This window comes from Paraburkholderia sp. BR14312 (genome assembly GCF_040948675.1).
Lineage (GTDB): Bacteria > Pseudomonadota > Gammaproteobacteria > Burkholderiales > Burkholderiaceae > Paraburkholderia > Paraburkholderia nodosa_A.
On record NZ_JBFPKI010000011.1, the window covers coordinates 159932 to 176242 of the forward strand.

Below are 16311 nucleotides of genomic sequence, written 5' to 3' on the forward strand. Positions count from 1 at the left end.
CGCCGGCCGCGATGCTGCAGGCGGGCGATGCCGATCTGGTTGCATTCGGTCGTCACTGCTGCGTCGCAAGCTGTCGCTCAACCGGTACGACCGCCCCACGTTCTTTGGCGGCACACACGTCGGTTATACGGACTACCCGTTCTATCAGTCCGGGACGCAGGCAGTAGCCTGAGCAGGGCGGCCGCCCAATTGCGCGAATTCAGCGCGATATTGGGCTCGTTTCGGGCAATTGGTTCAGCGCGTCTACGCCTACACTGTCTTTCATGGAGCGAGACGTTGGCTCCATCCCAGGATTCCCCTCCTGCGGTCGAGTTGGACCATACCGTGTACCCGTTGCAGAACAGCAGTCCGGCAGTTGTAGTCGTATGTGGCAGAGTTGAGTGTCAATGTCGAAGCACCACGCTGTTGAATCAATGAGGAGTGCAGGGCAACTCGTTGTTGAAGTGCAGAGTACCGTGCAGTTGAAGAGCAGAGCATCGCGCAGTTGAATCACGCAGTTGAAGAGCAGAGCATCGCGCAGTTGAATCACGCAGTTGAAGTGCGGAGCAACACGCAGTTGAAGTACCGCTTCATCCAGGCAGTATGTGATTGCAAGTCCAGGCCGCTTACATCGGAACGGGTGTGAGCGGCCGCCGTTCGTCTGCCTGGGTCACGTGTACGAGTGCGTGTTCCCGGTCGAGCATTGATTCGCTCCGCCATTCGCGCTACCTTTACGTTTGTCCTGTTCGTCGAGTGCTGGTCAACGAGGGGAGAATCGTTTCGTGAAGAGAGCGTGGGTTTTCCCTTGCGTCGTCGCCTTGGGCGCGATCCTTGGCGGTTGCGGCAAGGAGAGTTCGCGAAACGTCACCGAGACGTCGGGCGCATCCGCGAGCCAGGCGCCGGGTCAGCCCGCGCAGGGCGCAAGCGGCACACCTGCCGCATCAGGCGCGCAGGTTGCGGGCGCGCTGGGTACCGTCACCATGAAGCAGTTGCCGGGGGAAGCGACCGAGACACTGCGTCTGATCAAAGCGGGCGGCCCCTTTCCTTTTGCGGACGACGGCGTCTTGTTCCGTAACACGGCGCAATTACTGCCGCAGCATCCACGCGGCTACTACCACACATACACGGTGCGCACCCCGGGCATGACGGATCGTGGGCAGCGCCGGGTCGTATGTGGTGGACCGCGCAAGCAGACCAGCGACTGCTATTACACCGACGACTACTACGTCAGCTTCAAGCGCATTGCCGGGTAAAGGCGAATCCAGATTTTCGTCGTACCTGAGCGCATGCTCGGGCGCTAAATCAATAGCTCCAGGGTTTTGAACAAGGCGAGGTCTTCTTTCTTCGCCGAGCGCGCGTGGCGGCGTATCACCTGCAGCAAACAGTCGATGAAAGCAACGGCCGCGCGGCTCAGTGTGCTGTTGCGGCGCGTGACGATGCCCAGTTGTCGGGGTTCGAACGCTTCGCGCAACGCGAGCGAGCGCAGGCGGCCTCCGAACGGCGGCACGTGGCTCAGGATCGTCGGGCTCCACGTGCACATGTCTGCCTGCTCCACCATGGTTTGCAGCGTCGCTACCGACTGCGCGCGCACAATGCGGCGTTCGTCGATCTGCGCGCCGTGGCGCGTGAACAGATAGTCGACCAGATCGCGTTTGCCGTCCGGCGCGAAGTTCAGCACCCAGTCTTCATCGAGCAGTTCGCGGATCGAGCGCGCCCGCACTTTCCGGTGTCCTTCCCGCACCATCACCGACGATTCGTAAGTGAGCACAGCCTCGGATGCGAACTCCTGCTCACTCGCGCCGGGCTGCAACTGGCCGACGGCGAAGTCCATGCTGCCGTCGCGCAGCAGCGGCTGGGCAACGGCCATCAATCCTTCGACCAGTTCCAGACGGATGTCGGGCATGCGCACGCGAAACAGCCGTACGGCCTCGGCCAGAAAGGTCAGCGTAATCCACGGCGTGACGCCCACCGTGAGACTGCCTTCCACACGGCCTCTCAGTCGCTCGAGGTCGTTGTGTGCGTGTTCGAGTTGATTGAGCACGATGCGCGCGTGCGTGAGCAGCACCTTGCCGTGCTCGGTGAAGGTAATGCCTTCGGGCGCGCGGATCAGGAGCGGCAGGCGCTCGTTTGCCTCCAGTTCGCGCAGCGCGCGCGTGACTGCCGCCTGCGAGAGCCCGAGCGAACGGGCCGCGCCGCGAATACTGCCGGCGTCCGCGCTGGCGACCAGCGCTTCCAGTTGGTGCAGTTTCATGTCAGCGTGCGCGGCGAGAGAGGTGGGTGACAACGGTGGGTTGTCATCATAACAAAACGCTGGCTGTTCCCCGGAATTTGCACTGCATACGATTCGCTCCACGATGCACGAATGGACTGAGGAGGCGAATTGAGCAGACAGTGGGTTTTGCCCGAGGTGGCGGTAATCGAAGCCGACATGATTGCGCTGCGCCGCCAGTTGCATGCGCAGCCCGAACTGGGCTTCGAAGAACATGTGACAAGCGCGCTTGTCGCCGAAAAGCTCGAAGCATGGGGCTATCGGGTGACGCGGGGCGTGGGCGGCACGGGCGTGGTCGCCACGCTCGAGCGCGGCAGGGGGTTCAGGCTTGGGCTGCGCGCCGACATGGATGCGCTGCCCATACGCGAGGCGACGGGCCTTCCCTACGCCAGCGGCAACGAAGGCGTGATGCATGCCTGCGGCCATGACGGCCACACGGCGATACTGCTGGCAGCCGCTCGATGCCTCGCGCAAACCGCACAGTGGCGCGGCACGTTGCACCTGATTTTTCAGCCGGCCGAAGAAGGCCTGGGCGGCGCGCGCAAGATGATCGAGGACGGCCTCTTCGAGCGCTTTCCCTGCGACGCCGTGTTCGCGATGCATAACGTACCTGGCTTCCCGGCAGGACGAATCGGCTTTCAGAGCGGCGCATTCATGGCCAGTGCGGACGAGGTGACGATCCGCGTGATCGGCCGCGGCGGTCATGCGGCCGCGCCGCAGCAGACGATCGACCCCGTCGTGGTCGGCGCCTCGATCGTCATGGCGCTGCAAAGCGTGGTGGCGCGCAACGTGGCGCCGCACGATCAGGCCGTCGTCAGCGTCGGCGCGCTGCACGCTGGGAGCGCCTCGAACGTCATTGCATCGCACGCCGATCTGCACCTGAGCGTGCGTGCGCTTTCGGCGCCGGTGCGCGAACTGCTCGAGCGCCGCATCCGTGAAGTGGCGCACGGGCAGGCCGCGAGTTACGGCGCGCGCGTGGAGATCGACTATCGCCATGACTACCCGGTGCTCGTCAACCATAGCGACGAGACCGAGGTGGCGCGCCGCGTCGCGCTCGAATGGGGCGGCCCGGAGATGCTGCTCGACGGCCTGCGCCCGCTCATGGCGAGCGAGGACTTCGCGTACATGCTGGAGCGCTGCCCCGGCAGCTACCTCTCGATCGGCAATGGTGACAGCGAGCAGCACTGCTCGCTTCACAACCCCGGCTACGACTTCAACGACGCGAGCCTTGCCATTGGCGCGAGCTACTGGGTCAAGCTCGCAGAACACATTCTGCAATAGCACCACAGAAATCGCAGAAACCACCGAAGCAATTGAAACAACCGAAACGACACGAAGGAGACGGGCAAATGAAGCAATGGACGATGGCGCTCTCACTGGCGCTCGCTGCGGCGGCAACGGCGGGGCAGGCGCACGCGGTGGACCTGAAGGGCCGGGAGATCCGGCTCGCGGTCGATCCCACTTACCCGCCGCTCGAATACAAAACGCCGGACGGCAAGCTCACGGGCTTCGGCGTGGACATTGCCAATGCGTTGTGCGCGCAACTGAACGCGCATTGCGTATGGGTGGAAACGAGCTTCGACGGCATGATTCCAGGCCTCATCGCGCGCAAGTTCGATGTCATCTCTTCGTCGATGACGATCACGCCCAAGCGCGCGGAGCAGATCGCCTTCACGAACAAGATCTCGAATGCGCCCGCGCGGCTCGTCGTGCGCCGCGGCTCGCCGCTCCTGCCCGATGCAGCTTCGCTCAAGGGCAAGCGCGTGGGCGTGGAGCAGGGCACGAGTCAGGAAGATTACGCGCGCGCGAAGTGGCAGCCCGCGGGCGTGGAGATCGTCCCCTATCAAAACCAGGACCAGGTCTATACCGATTTGACGTCGGGCCGCCTGGATGCCGCGTTTCAGGCGTCGATCGCCGCAAGCGACGGCTTTCTGAAGCGCCCTGAAGGCAAGGACTTCACGTTCGCGGGCCAGGCCATCGACGACCCGAAATTCTTTGGTCAGGGCGACGGTCTCGGCCTGCGCAAGCAGGACACCGAACTGCGCGAAGCCTTCAACGGCGCGCTCGCCGACATTCTCGCAAACGGCACTTACGCGCGTATCAACAAGAAGTACTTCGACTTCGATATTTACGGCGCGAAATAACTCTGGACAGGTCGTGCAATTGACCAGGGCGGGCGCAAGGCATGCGATCCGCCATCGTGAGAATAAGAGGGCTATGTATTCACCTGATAGTAAGTATGACTTATAAAAACGGAAGACATATGAGCAAGAGGAAGATCGTTTGCGTCATGGCGCTGTGCGGTGCGGTGGCGCCAGCCTTTGCGCAAAGCAGCGTGACCCTGTACGGTTTGATCGATGAGGGCATAGACTATACGAACAATGTCGGCGGTCACGCCGTCTACGAAATGACGAGCGGCTACGCCCAAGGCAGCCGCTGGGGCCTGAAGGGCACTGAAGACCTGGGCGGCGGCAACAGCGCGGTCTTTCAGATCGAAAGCGGCTTCAATGCGAGCAACGGGACGCTGGCACAAGGCGGCCGAGCCTTCGGACGCCAGGCGTACATTGGTCTCGCCAATGAACGCTACGGCACGCTCACGTTCGGGCGTCAGTACGACGCCGTGGTGGACTATCTCGCGCAGACGACGGCGAACGGCAACTGGGGCGGCTACCTGTTTTCGCACCCCTACGACAACGACAATACCGACAATACCTTTCGCCTGAACAACACGATCAAATACGCGAGTCCGACGTTCGGCGGCTTCTCGTTCGGCGGCACGTATGGCTTCAGCAACGACACGAACTTCGCGAACAACCGCGCGGTGAGCGTGGGGGCGCAATACACGGTGGGCGACTGGGTCATCGCCGCGGCCTACCTGAACGCCAGCAACCCCGCGCTGACCTCGGGCGGCGCGATTGCGGGCGCGAGCAGTACGAACGGCGCGGACGGCAATTTCTCTTCGTCGCGTCTGCAGATTTTCGGCGCTGGCGTGAGCTACACAGCGGGCTCGGCAACGGTCGGCTTCGCGTACACCAATACGTACATCGGCCAGCCTGTGGCGAACGTCGGGTATCTCACCGGTGACGAGACGATCCAGCCGGTGACGGGGCCGCTCGCCGGCGGCCGGGTGACGTCGCTCAGGTATCAGAACTTCGAGGTGAACGGCAAGTATCAGCTTACGCCGGCTTTCTACGTCGGAGCGGACTATGTCTACACGCTCGTACACTACGACGCGACGACAGGCAGCGTGAAGCCATCGATCCACTCCGTGGGCGTGATGGCCGACTACAACCTCTCGAAACGCACGGACGTGTATCTGCAGGGCGCATTCCAGCTCGTGGGGGGCGACAAGACCGGCTCGTCGCTCGACCAGGCTTATGTGCCCGGCGCGCAGGATCTCTCGTCCACTTCCCGCCAGGTCGTGGTACGTGCCGCCATTCGTCACAGCTTCTGACGTCGTAGCCTGCACGCGGCGCTCTGCACGGTCTGAGCGCCGCCCATGGTGATTTTATGAAAGACTCAGGTTTCGAAAATTAATCGGATAACTAAGTATTGTGGCGCGTCGGCATATGCCGCATCGCGGGAACGAAACCGAATCGCCCCCGTTTTTTTCTCCAGCATTTTTGGGCCGTTCCCTTTAAAATTGCCTGATCCTGCAGTACCGGAGCACTACCATGGAACGAAAGAAAGCTGAACACATCCTGCTCGAAGCCGACGAGATCGCCGGTCTGGTTCTCAACGGCTTCGACATGACGATGGAAACCGACGCCGGGCGTGCGCTCTACGACCGCGCGTTTAACGCCTATATCCACAACGAAATCGGCGACTTGCCCGTTGGGGATCTGTACGACGCCTTGAACGGCTCGCCCGAAGCCTTTACCACAACCACGCCGCATTGAGCCGGCACCCCGCCGGATAACCACGAAGAGCCACGCTGCGAAAGCGCAAGAAATCGCAGCATGGCCTCATCTCGTCGTTACCCGTTCACTTCACATCGAACGAGTAATGTCCGGTCGTGCGATGCCCATCGGCGGCAACGGCGACCCACACCACCGAATACTTGCCGGGCGTCAGCGCGTTCAGCGCAACCGACATGCGCTTGCTGTTGCCCGCATCGACCTTGGCCTTCTCGCGAATGACGGATTTGCCCTGCGCATCGGTCACGTCGATGGAGCTGAACGCGGGCTCGAGCCCATCGTCGAAGTCGATCACGACCGCGTTGAGCGTGGCCGGCGCGGTCGATCCCGCGGGCGGTTCCTGATGCTTCGGATAGGCGTGCGCCCATGCGAGGTGGGCGGCGAGCAGCGCGATCGAGGCAACAGCCGTGCGCAAAGTAGCGAGTTTCATGGCGATATTCCTGTGTGAATGTGCTGGCTTACTGGAACAGCGGCTTGCCGATCGTGCGTGGCGCGACATCGTCGAAGAAAATGTGCACCTGCGCGAGGATGCCGACGTGCGAGCCGCTCGCCCGGTTGATCGGGATCTGCGCTTCGATGCCGAGCTGGCCGTAACGGTTCATCCAGATGAAGCCGGGGTTGACGGTCCCGGTCGTTTGTCCCTGGCTGCGCGAGAGGGGCACTTCGACCAGCGGGATGAGGTTGGAAAACGGCTGCGGCAAGCCGAGGTCGTGCACGTGCTGCTGCAGGTAGGGCAGGCTGTACTGGAACGTGAAGCCATAGTCGAACGAGTTCGGCTGCCCGCCTCCGGTCGTGAACGACGGTCCCGCTTCTCCGGTGATGGCGATGGGCCGCAGCCAGGCGAGCGAGTCGGGCAGATCGCCCATGCCCTTGCCGGCGAAGACCGTGGGCGAGATCGTCGAGAAGTTGTTGGCGATCGCCCGGCTGCCGGTGCCGCCGAGTTCGGCGTTCACGCCGACCGAGGTCATGAATTCATGCGCATCGTTCACGTAGAGCAGGTACTTGAGCCCCACGCCGAAGTTGTCGAAGCCGCGCGCGGTGGGGTTGTTCTGCATGACGTAGCCGCCGTCCACCGAGAACGCGAGCCGCGGCGTGATGAGCTTGTCGTACTCGAAGCGGAAGGTGTTGATGCTCTGGTCGCCGGCGTCAGCCGGCACGCGCTGGTGCCCGAATTCGAGGTTGGCTTCGTCGCCCACGCCCGGGTCGTCGACGGAGAGCGTGGAGGGGAAAACGCGGTCGCCCGCGATGGCGTGTGCATGGGCCACGCACGGTCCGAGCAGCAGCGCGCAGCCGACGAGTCGACCGAGTGTGCGAAGGTTGGCAAGAACGCCCGGCGCCATGCGGCTGGAAGGCGATTGGTCAGACATGAGTTGTCCTGTCGAGGAGCGAGGCACGCGCGCGAGCTTCGGCGGCGCGCGGGCAGACCCGGCGACACGCTGGGCGCGTCGGCCGGGATTGGCATGGTCGAGCCAGTCAGGACAGGGGTGGGGCGCGTGCGTGGATGTGGCCCGCGGGCGCGACGAGGCGAACGCTTTCGAACTGCGCCGCGATGCGCGCTTGCACGAGCCGGCCGACGACGAATAGCGCCACAGGTACGCCGGACACGACGGGCAGGTGCGCGAAGAAGCTGCAATAGCCGCAGTCCTGCATGTCGCCCGACGTTGCGTGCGTGCCCGCTGTGCCGCTCGCGCCGTGAACGTGATGCTCCATCGAAGGCATGCCGCAGGGCGCGCGTTCCACCGTGCCGGACGCCATCTGCATGGCCTGGGCGGCAAGCAGGTGCGAAACCACGGGCGCGAGCGTCGCCATGAGGAGCGCAAGGGTCCCCAGTAGACTGCCCAGCCTGAGATGGAATCGGCGCACGGCGTGAAGTGGCGGAAATAGTGCGGCGATTATGCCACGCGAGCCGCCATCCCCGCCGCGCGGCTTACGGCAGCGCCGCCCGTCAAGGCGTCGCGGCCGCGCACGTGGCGTGCGGGGCCGCGATCGAGCCCGCGTGAAGCCGGCACGAAAGTGCCTTGAAGCGATCAGCCGCGCAGGCCGACTGTGTGACGCAATTCCTGGTAGCTGCGCAAGCCCGCGACGCCCAGTTCGCGGCCGATGCCGCTCAGGCCGAAGCCGCCCCAGCACACTTGCGGGAAGATCAGTTGCGGGGTGTTCACCCAGACGAGCCCGGCGCGCAACTGCGCCTTGTAGCGTCGCGCGGCCTTTTCGTCGCGCGTCACGACCGTGGCGACCAGTCCGTAACGTGTATCGTTGGCGAGTGCGATTGCTTCGTCATCCGAACGGAAAGACTTCACGCACGCGACCGGTCCGAAAACTTCGTCGGTCCACAGCACGTTGTCCGCCGCGGGCTCCGCGATGACGACGGGCGCCATGAAGAAGCCATCGGCGCAGGCGGGATCGAGTTTCCCCGCGAACGCAATCTGTGCGCCCGCTTCGACGCCTTGCGCCACAAGGGCGGCCACGCGCGCGTGTTGGGCCGCGCTGATGAGCGGTCCCATTGCCGCGTCCGCACCTTGAGGCGGCGCGACCACGACGGCTCGCACCGCGGTCTCGAACGCGGCCATGAACTTGCGATACACGTTGTCGTGCACGAGGATACGCGCGGTGGCCGAGCACATCTGCCCGGCGTTGGTGAACGCGCCGCCCACCGCGAGCGAGACGGCCTGCGCCACGTCGGCGTCTTCGCGCACGATCAGCGCGGATTTGCCGCCCAGTTCGAGCGTGAGGCGCTTCATGTCCTGCGCGGCGGCCTGCATGACCTTGCGGCCCGAAGCCGTGCTGCCGGTGAACGAGATCTTGTCGACGAGCGGATGCGTCGTCAGCCACGCGCCGACGTCGCCGCCGCCGTTGACCACGTTCACGACACCATCGGGCACGCCCGCTTCGCTCACGATTGCGGCGAGCATGTGCTCGGTGGGCGAGGTGAGTTCCGAAGGCTTGATGACGACCGTGCAGCCCGCGGCCAGCGCGGGTGCGAGTTTCCACGCCGTCGTGACCATCGGGAAATTCCACGGCACGATCAGCGCCGCGACGCCGACGGGTTCGTGCACGCGTTCGGCCAGCAGCGCATCGTCCGGCACCGCGACCGCTTCGACGGCGAACGCCGAGGCGTCATCGCAGAGGCTGGCGTAGTAGTTGAACGTCGCGACGGCGTCGCTCACGTCGAGGTCTGCTTCGAACGGCGGCTTGCCGCTCACCTGCATCTGCATGGCAGCGAGGCGTGCGCGGTCGGCTTCCACCAGTTCGGCGATCTTGCGCAGCAGCTTGCCGCGCGCGGCCGGTGTGGTGTGCCGCCACGCGATGAGCGCATCGTGTGCGGCGTGCACGGCCCGATCGACCATCGCGGCCGTCGCGTGCTCCTGCCAGCCGATCGTTTCGCCCGTGGTCGCATTGCAGATGCGCGAGCACACTTCGCTGTCCGCGGCGCAAAAGGTTTCGCCCGCAATCGTTGCGGCGGGCAGCACGAAGGCTTCGCCGTCGATCCGACGTTCGGCGATTTGACGTTCATTATTCGTAGCCATGAGGTGTCTCCTCGCGCCCTAGCGGTAAGCCACGCCGGGCATGATGCAAAGCATTTCGAAGGCGAGATTCGCGCCCACGAGCGCGGTCGTGCCGGCCTGGTCGTACGGCGGCGAGACTTCGACGAGATCGGCGCCCACTACGTTGAGCCCCTTCATGCCGCGCACGATTTCGAGGCCCTGGTGCACGGTGAGGCCGCCGATTTCGGGCGTGCCGGTGCCGGGCGCGAAGGCGGGATCGAGCCCGTCGATATCGAAGCTCAGGTACACGGGCGCGTCGCCCACGCGCTCGCGCACCTCTTCCATGAGCGGCGCGAGCGAGCGGTTCCAGCAGGCTTCGGCCTGCACGACGGTGAAACCCTGCTTGCGGCACCAGTCGAAGTCTTCTGCGTGATAGCCGGTGCCGCGCAGGCCGATTTGCGTGACCTTGTCGCATTGCAGGAGGCCATCTTCGACGGCGCGGCGAAACGGCGTGCCGTGCGCGATCTTTTCACCGAACATGGTGTCGTTCACATCGGCGTGAGCGTCGATGTGGACGACGGCGACCTTGCCGTATTTCTTGTGCAGCGCGCGCAGGATCGGCCACGCGATCGTGTGGTCGCCGCCGAGCGTGATCGGGCGGCAGCCCGTTTCGACGATGCGGTCGTAGGCCGCTTCGATCAGACGAATCGAATCCTTCAGGTCATACGGATTCGTTGCGACGTCACCGATATCGGCCACCTGCAGCGAATCGAACGGCGCCGCGCGCGTGGCCATGTTGTACGGGCGCAGCAGCACCGATTCCGAGCGGATCTGGCGCGGCCCGAAGCGCGTGCCGGAGCGATTCGAGGTGCCGATATCGAGCGGCACGCCCACGAAGCAGACGTCGAGGCCCTCGGTGGTCTCGGCCTGCGGCAGGCGCATCATCGTGGCGATGCCGCCGAATCGCGGCATCTCGTTGCCGCCCTGCGGTTGGTTGAACTGGCGTTCCATCTGGTGTGTCTCCGATCGTTAGAGTCAAATCGATCGGGCGATGGTAGGGGAGATCCCGCGCGGCCAAATATTGAAGTTGAGATGTTTACATCGATGGAAATCGATGTATGCGGGTCCTTAACAGGCCGACCAGCCTGACTAAACCGCGGCGTGGCCCCAGGCGATCAGTTCGCGCTTGGTGCGCACGCCCAGTTTCGCGAAGGCGCGCTTCACGTACGACTCGGCGGTGGCCACCTGCACGCCCAGGATCTGCGCGGCTTCGGGCACGGTCTTGCCGGTGATGAGGTGCGCACAGGTTTCGTATTCGCGCTTGGACAGGCGCACGTTGTCGGCCGCAAGGCGTGCGTCGAACTGCGCGAGCGGATGCATGAACGGAGCCGCATGGGCGATGCGCCGGGCCGCGCTCGTGGAGGCGTGCAATTCGAGCAGTGGAAACAGAAACTCGCTCACGCTGCGAAAACGGTTCATTTCCATGAGCGTAAACGGCGGTTCGCGCAGCCCGCGTTCGAGCGCGATGGAGTCCTGCGCGTGGCGGGTGCCGCGAGCGAGCACGCATTCGTGGGCAATGCGCGCCTCGTCGAAGAGCCGCTGGCGGAATTCGCCCGGCGGCATCGCGCCGATGTCGCGCACCACCAGCATCGTGCCGAGCTTGCCGCGAATGCCCGCGAAGAGCGGATCGCTTTCGTAGAAGCGGTCGTAGTAGAGCGTCATCACGTCCGAGATCGCGCCCGAATCCATTCCGACCCCGCCACTGCCGATCCATTCGCAGCGATAGCCCGTGGGCATCGTGTTGTCCGCGCGCGAACGTTCGATATGCACGACATTGACCGGCACGACCTCGTTGAGCAGCAGCGTGAGACGCGGCACGAAATCGGGCGTGCCGACGGCCTCGATCACGTTGCCGAGGGTCTTGAACGAGAGCGGAAAGTTCGGTTGGTCGCGGTTCAGCGGGGGGACGTTGAGCAGCATGGCACGCCCATTCATAATGGCTGATTGATTATAGCCGAACGCTATTGGCCCCCAAAATGCCCAAATCACGCAGCAAAATACCGCTTGCCCCCCCTGAGGGGGGGCATACCGCAACCGCGCGAGTCGGTAACTTTGGCGTCACTCAATCAACTGGAAGCGACGCAAATGAGCAAACTGATTCAGGACATCGTGCCGCTGGGCGCTGGCATCGGCGAATTCACCAAACTGGAATACGGCATGGACGAAAGCGACTGGCGCGCCACGGTCGGCAAGAACAATCACTACGTGATCGGCTGGTGGGAAGGCAAGGTCGGCGCGGTGGACTTCCCGGCCACGACCGCCGACGAAGCGGTATGGCTCGTGGAAGGCAAGATCGCCCTGACCGACGCGAACGGCGCCCGCAAGGAATTTGCGGCCGGCCAGGGCTATCTGCTGCCCGCCGGCTTTGCAGGCCGCTGGGAAACCCTCGAAGACGCGAAGAAGTTCTACGTCGTGCTCGAACAGGCCTAAGGACCATGGCGAGCCGCCTTCAACGGGAGGCGGTTCTGTTTCTCTCGTTCCGCGCAGTGAAGCCAATCATGAGTACCCCTGCAGAAGTTGAAGTCGAATCGCGCCCGGGAGCCACGCTCAGCGTGCAAGAGGTGCTTTCGCGCACACGGTTCTTTCCGTACTGGCTCGACAACCCCGCCGAGCCGCCGACCGAGCCCAGGCTCACCGCCAACGTCGAGGCCGACCTGCTGATCGTCGGCGGCGGTTTCACGGGGTTATGGGCCGCCGTGCAGGCCAGGGAGCAGATGCCGCATCTGAACGTCGTGCTGATCGAGGCGGGTAAGGTCGCGCACGGCGCGTCGGGCCGCGCGGGCGGCATCATCTCGACTTCGGTGATGCATGGACTGCCCAATGCCGTACGGGTATTCCCCAACGATATTGCGCAGCTCGAAGAATTCGGTCATCACAACCTCGATGGCTTCGAGCAGACGCTCAAGCGCTACAACATCGACGCCGACATCGAATGGAACGGCGAAATGACGGTGGCGGTCGATCCGGAGCATATCGAGCACTTGCGCGGCGACTACGAACTGCACAAGCGCTACGGGCACGATGTCGTTCTGCTCGACAGCAAAGCGACGCGCGAGCAACTCGATTCGCCGTTGTTCGCCGGCGCGCTGTGGTCGCGCAATCGCAGCGGCATCGTGCATCCGGCCAAGCTCGCGTGGGGCCTCAAACGCGCGGCGCTTTCGCTCGGCGTGAAGCTCTACGAGCACACGCCGCTCATCGATGTCATCGACGAAGGCCAAACTGTTTACGTGAAGACGCCCGAAGGCAGCGTGCGCGCGCCGCGGGTGGTGTTCGGCAGCGGTACGGCGAAGGTCGGCATTCCCGATATCAACCGGCGCGTGCTGCAGGTGCGCGACCACGTGCTCGCCACCGAAGCGCTCACCGAAGAACAGCTCGCGCGTATCGGCTGGAAGCATCGCCAGGGCATTTACGACACGCGCACGCAGCTCAATTACTTCCGCCTCACGAAGAACAACAACATCATCTTCGGCGGGCTCGTGAGCTATCACTTCGACGGCGATCCGAATCCCGCGCAGGACCAGAAGGCCGAGACCTACTATCGGCTCGCGCAGGCGTTCTACCGCACCTTCCCGCAGCTTGCCGACGTGCGCTTCTCGCATGCATGGGGCGGCCCGATCGACTACTGCTCGCGCGGCTCCGTATTCGCGAAGCGCTATCTGAACGACAAAGCTGTTTTCGTGGCGGGTTACACGGGCTTTGGCGTGGCGGCGAGCCGCTTCGGCGCCTTCATGGGCCTGAATATCCTGTTCGACCGCAACAGCCCCGAGCGCGCGCTCGATATCGCCAACCAGAGCCCGACCTATATCCCGCCGGAGCCAGTGCGCTGGCTGGCCGCCAAGGTCACGTTCCATGCGTTCGACGGCGCCGATGCCGAAGGCGGCTGGAAGCGCGCATGGATCAAGGGTATCAAGGCGATGGGATTTCCGATGTGAGGGACTAGCGGCATGTTCTCCAATACCTCCGATCTCGACCTGCGGCTCATCCGCGTGTTTCTCGCCGTGGTGGACGCGCGCGGTATCACGGCAGCCGAAGCGACGCTAGGCGTGCGGCAGTCCACCATCAGCACGCAGCTCTCGGCGCTCGAGGCGCGCGTGGGCTTCAAGCTCTGCGAGCGCGGACGCGGCGGCTTTCGTCTCACGTCGAAGGGCGAACGTTTCGTGCCCTCGGCGCGCGCGCTCGTTGCGGCCACCACCGAGTTCGTGGCGCGGGTGCGCGATATTGACCGAAAACTCGTCGGCACGCTCGGCATCGGCCTGATTGGCCAGGCTTCGCACGTCGAGAACGCGCGGCTCGCGGAAGCGATAGGCGCATTCCGCAAACGCGATCAGGCCGTGCGTTTCACGATGAAGGTCGCGGCGCCGCAGGAACTCGAAGAAAGCCTCGTCAACAACCACCTCGACATTGCGATCGGCTACTTCTGGCATCGCGTGGCGGGCCTCGACTACACCGAGCTGTTCAGCGAGCGCCAGGTGCTGTGCTGCGGGCGCGGGCACGCGCTGTTCCATCATGCGCCGCACGTCAATGTCGATGATCTGCGCGAGCACGACTGGGTCTGGCGCAGCTATCCGATCCCGGAGGAGCTTGCCGGTATCGGCGACCGGCAGGTGACGGCGATTGCCGACAGCATCGACGCCGCCACGGTCCTGATCCTCTCGGGCAGCCATATCGGCTATCTGCCTGCGCATCACGCCGAGCCGTTCGAGCAACGCGGCCTCATCCGGGCGCTCGGACGCACCACGTTCGGCTTCGACGTGCCGATGCATCTGGCCGTCAAGCGCAGCGCGGCGGAAAAGCCCATCGTGCGCGCCTTCTGCGACGATCTGCTGGGCGTCTACGGGCAGCATGCCGCCGCGCCCGAAGCGCTGGTTGAATGAAAGAAGCGCTGCGCGCCATACATTGGCTGCGCAAGATGTAAACGTATGGAATGCAGAATAATTAGCCCGCTGCCATCGATTAAAGTGGGCGAGAGACGTTGATAGTGCGTTGGCCGGTTGTTGCAAAAGCAGCCAGATCAGCGCGGCAAGGAGTGAGACAATGAGCAATAACAGCATTACCCAGATCGAAACATTCGGTTTCGAACGCATTCCCGATGCATCGCGCTACGCGCGGCCCATCGATCTTTTCCGGCTGCTGTTCGGCGGCTGCAATACCTTCTCCACCTCGGTGCTGGGCAGCTTTCCGGTGCTGGTCGGCCTCTCGTTCAAGGCGGGCGTGTGGTCCCTCGTGCTCGGCGTGCTCGCCGGCACCTGCATTCTCGCGCCCATGAGCCTGTTCGGTCCGCGCAACGGCACGAGCGATCCCGTTTCGTCGGGGGCGCACTTCGGCATCCATGGGCGGATCGTGGGCTCGTTCCTCGCGCTGCTCACATCGATCGCGTTCTTCGCGCTCGCCGTGTGGAGTTCGGGCGATGCACTCGTGGGCGGCGCGCACGACATGGTCGGCGTGCCGGTCAACGCCTGGACACTCAGCTCGGCTTACATGGTGTTCGCCGTGCTCGTGGTGGTGGTGTGCATCTACGGCTTTCGCTTCATGCTGTGGGTGAACAAGATCGCCGTATGGGCGGCGAGCCTCATGTTCGTGGTGGGCGCCTTCGCGTTCGCGGGCGCATTCGATCCCAACTACGCCGGCACGCTGCATGAGGGCGGCGCGGGTTTCTGGGTGGCCTTCGTGAGCGCCGTGCTCGTCGCATTGAGCAACCCGGTGTCGTTCGCCTCGACGCTCGGCGACTGGGCGCGCTACATTCCGCAGCACACACCGCGCCACCGCGTGATGGGCGCCGTATTCGCCGCGCAGATCGCCACTTTCGTGCCATTCTTCTTCGGCCTCGTCACGGCTACGCTCATCGCTACGAAGGCGCCGAGCTTTATTGCCTCGAACGACTATGTCGGCGGACTGCTGGCCGTGTCGCCGCGCTGGTTCCTGCTGCCTACTTGCCTCATTGCGATCATCGGCGGCATGTCCACGGGCACGACCGCGCTCTATGGCACCGGCCTCGACATGTCGAGCATGTTCCCGAAGCTCCTGAACCGCGTGCGTGCAACCATGCTGATCGGCACGCTGGCCATCGGCTTCATCTTCGTCGGCCGCTTCGCGTTCAATCTCGTGGAAAGCGTCTCGACATTCTCCACGCTCATCTGCACGTTCAGCTGCCCGTGGATGGCGATCATGGTGATCGGGTTCGTTACGCGCCGCGGCCACTATCTCAACGATGACCTCCAGGTCTTCAATCGCGGCGGCCGTGGCGGCCACTACTGGTTCACGCACGGCTGGAATCTGCGCGCGATGGGTGCCTGGCTGCCGGCGGCGTTCCTCGGTCTTTCGTTCGTGAATCTGCCGGGGCAATTCGTCGGTCCGCTTGGCTCGCTGGCGGGTGGACTCGATCTGAGCGTGCCGGTTTCGCTGGCGGTGGGCGGCATGATCTACGTCGTACTGCTGACGATCTTCCCCGAGCCGGATGCCGTGTACGGCCGGGAAGGGCGCCGCTTCGTGCGCGGCGGCGCGCGCAGGCAAGCGGCTGGTGCAGTGCGTGAACTGCAACGCAGCCCGGAGTACGCCGAGTAAGTCGGCAAGCACCAGGTCGCTTCGCCGGGAGCCGTTGCGC

16 protein-coding genes are annotated in these 16311 nt (G+C 64.1%); 9 read left to right on the top strand and 7 right to left on the bottom strand.

Going from position 1 to position 16311, the window contains the following annotated elements; translation table 11 throughout:
- Positions 1-761 precede the first annotated feature (761 nt).
- Complete coding sequence (locus AB3X98_RS28770) at positions 762-1232, top strand: ribonuclease (protein ID WP_368603387.1); 471 nt, start codon at positions 762-764, stop codon at positions 1230-1232.
- A 44-nt stretch (positions 1233-1276) separates the two neighbouring features.
- On the opposite strand, the gene AB3X98_RS28775 is transcribed toward AB3X98_RS28770, so the two are convergent.
- Positions 1277-2230: a LysR substrate-binding domain-containing protein gene (locus AB3X98_RS28775; RefSeq protein WP_368603388.1), complete on the bottom strand. Its 954-nt coding sequence runs from the start codon at positions 2228-2230 to the stop codon at positions 1277-1279.
- 129 nt (positions 2231-2359) lie between these two features.
- On the opposite strand from AB3X98_RS28775, the gene AB3X98_RS28780 reads away from it, so the two are divergent.
- From AB3X98_RS28780 to AB3X98_RS28795, 4 genes are all read left to right on the top strand, one after another.
- The gene (locus tag AB3X98_RS28780) at positions 2360-3529 is read left to right on the top strand and encodes a M20 aminoacylase family protein (protein ID WP_368603389.1); all 1170 of its coding nucleotides are present in this window, start codon (positions 2360-2362) and stop codon (positions 3527-3529) included.
- 68 nt (positions 3530-3597) lie between these two features.
- Positions 3598-4392, top strand: a complete 795-nt coding sequence (locus tag AB3X98_RS28785; protein ID WP_368603390.1) for an ABC transporter substrate-binding protein — start codon at positions 3598-3600, stop codon at positions 4390-4392.
- 119 nt (positions 4393-4511) lie between these two features.
- Positions 4512-5702, top strand: a complete 1191-nt coding sequence (locus tag AB3X98_RS28790) for a porin (RefSeq protein WP_368603391.1) — start codon at positions 4512-4514, stop codon at positions 5700-5702.
- A 220-nt stretch (positions 5703-5922) separates the two neighbouring features.
- Positions 5923-6147 (top strand): hypothetical protein, encoded by a 225-nt coding sequence (locus AB3X98_RS28795; protein ID WP_342947083.1) that lies wholly within the window; start codon positions 5923-5925, stop codon positions 6145-6147.
- An 85-nt stretch (positions 6148-6232) separates the two neighbouring features.
- On the opposite strand, the gene AB3X98_RS28800 is transcribed toward AB3X98_RS28795, so the two are convergent.
- The 6 genes from AB3X98_RS28800 to AB3X98_RS28825 all read right to left on the bottom strand — a co-directional run bounded on the left by AB3X98_RS28800 (position 6233) and on the right by AB3X98_RS28825 (position 11630).
- On the bottom strand, positions 6233-6595 hold the full coding sequence (locus AB3X98_RS28800; RefSeq protein ID WP_069266144.1) for a copper resistance protein CopC: 363 nt from the start codon (positions 6593-6595) through the stop codon (positions 6233-6235).
- 28 nt (positions 6596-6623) lie between these two features.
- Positions 6624-7505, bottom strand: a complete 882-nt coding sequence (locus AB3X98_RS28805; RefSeq protein ID WP_368603501.1) for a hypothetical protein — start codon at positions 7503-7505, stop codon at positions 6624-6626.
- Positions 7506-7638: 133 nt separating this feature from the next.
- Positions 7639-8295, bottom strand: a complete 657-nt coding sequence (locus AB3X98_RS28810; RefSeq protein WP_368603392.1) for a DUF2946 domain-containing protein — start codon at positions 8293-8295, stop codon at positions 7639-7641.
- Positions 8193-9692, bottom strand: coding sequence for an aldehyde dehydrogenase family protein (locus AB3X98_RS28815; RefSeq protein WP_368603393.1), 1500 nt, complete (start codon positions 9690-9692; stop codon positions 8193-8195). The genes AB3X98_RS28810 and AB3X98_RS28815 overlap by 103 nt, the downstream gene beginning before the upstream one ends.
- Before the next feature lie 18 nt (positions 9693-9710).
- Complete coding sequence (gene speB / locus AB3X98_RS28820) at positions 9711-10661, bottom strand: agmatinase (protein ID WP_368603394.1); 951 nt, start codon at positions 10659-10661, stop codon at positions 9711-9713.
- A gap of 138 nt (positions 10662-10799) precedes the next feature.
- Entirely contained in the window at positions 10800-11630 is an 831-nt protein-coding gene (locus tag AB3X98_RS28825) for a helix-turn-helix transcriptional regulator (protein WP_342947087.1), read from the bottom strand.
- A 165-nt stretch (positions 11631-11795) separates the two neighbouring features.
- On the opposite strand from AB3X98_RS28825, the gene AB3X98_RS28830 reads away from it, so the two are divergent.
- The 4 genes from AB3X98_RS28830 (at position 11796) to AB3X98_RS28845 (ending at position 16271) form a co-directional block, all read left to right on the top strand.
- Positions 11796-12140 (top strand): cupin domain-containing protein, encoded by a 345-nt coding sequence (locus tag AB3X98_RS28830; protein WP_342947088.1) that lies wholly within the window; start codon positions 11796-11798, stop codon positions 12138-12140.
- A gap of 68 nt (positions 12141-12208) precedes the next feature.
- The gene (locus AB3X98_RS28835; protein WP_368603395.1) at positions 12209-13642 is read left to right on the top strand and encodes an NAD(P)/FAD-dependent oxidoreductase; all 1434 of its coding nucleotides are present in this window, start codon (positions 12209-12211) and stop codon (positions 13640-13642) included.
- Positions 13643-13654: 12 nt separating this feature from the next.
- Positions 13655-14584 (top strand): LysR family transcriptional regulator, encoded by a 930-nt coding sequence (locus AB3X98_RS28840; protein WP_342947089.1) that lies wholly within the window; start codon positions 13655-13657, stop codon positions 14582-14584.
- A 160-nt stretch (positions 14585-14744) separates the two neighbouring features.
- Positions 14745-16271, top strand: coding sequence for a cytosine permease (locus AB3X98_RS28845; protein ID WP_368603396.1), 1527 nt, complete (start codon positions 14745-14747; stop codon positions 16269-16271).
- The last annotated feature ends 40 nt before the right edge of the window (positions 16272-16311 follow it).

Bases quoted from the DNA above. Each gene is read 5' to 3' on its own strand.
- AB3X98_RS28795 (WP_342947083.1), top strand. From the start codon at position 5,923: ATGGAACGAAAGAAAGCTGAACACATCCTGCTCGAAGCCGACGAGATC.
- AB3X98_RS28825 (WP_342947087.1), bottom strand. From the start codon at position 11,630: ATGCTGCTCAACGTCCCCCCGCTGAACCGCGACCAACCGAACTTTCCG.
- AB3X98_RS28790 (WP_368603391.1), top strand. From the start codon at position 4,512: ATGAGCAAGAGGAAGATCGTTTGCGTCATGGCGCTGTGCGGTGCGGTG.
- AB3X98_RS28840 (WP_342947089.1), top strand. From the start codon at position 13,655: ATGTTCTCCAATACCTCCGATCTCGACCTGCGGCTCATCCGCGTGTTT.
- AB3X98_RS28775 (WP_368603388.1), bottom strand. From the start codon at position 2,230: ATGAAACTGCACCAACTGGAAGCGCTGGTCGCCAGCGCGGACGCCGGC.
- AB3X98_RS28800 (WP_069266144.1), bottom strand. From the start codon at position 6,595: ATGAAACTCGCTACTTTGCGCACGGCTGTTGCCTCGATCGCGCTGCTC.
- AB3X98_RS28845 (WP_368603396.1), top strand. From the start codon at position 14,745: ATGAGCAATAACAGCATTACCCAGATCGAAACATTCGGTTTCGAACGC.
- AB3X98_RS28830 (WP_342947088.1), top strand. From the start codon at position 11,796: ATGAGCAAACTGATTCAGGACATCGTGCCGCTGGGCGCTGGCATCGGC.
- AB3X98_RS28785 (WP_368603390.1), top strand. From the start codon at position 3,598: ATGAAGCAATGGACGATGGCGCTCTCACTGGCGCTCGCTGCGGCGGCA.
- AB3X98_RS28805 (WP_368603501.1), bottom strand. From the start codon at position 7,505: ATGGCGCCGGGCGTTCTTGCCAACCTTCGCACACTCGGTCGACTCGTC.
- speB (WP_368603394.1), bottom strand. From the start codon at position 10,661: ATGGAACGCCAGTTCAACCAACCGCAGGGCGGCAACGAGATGCCGCGA.
- AB3X98_RS28835 (WP_368603395.1), top strand. From the start codon at position 12,209: ATGAGTACCCCTGCAGAAGTTGAAGTCGAATCGCGCCCGGGAGCCACG.
- AB3X98_RS28815 (WP_368603393.1), bottom strand. From the start codon at position 9,692: ATGGCTACGAATAATGAACGTCAAATCGCCGAACGTCGGATCGACGGC.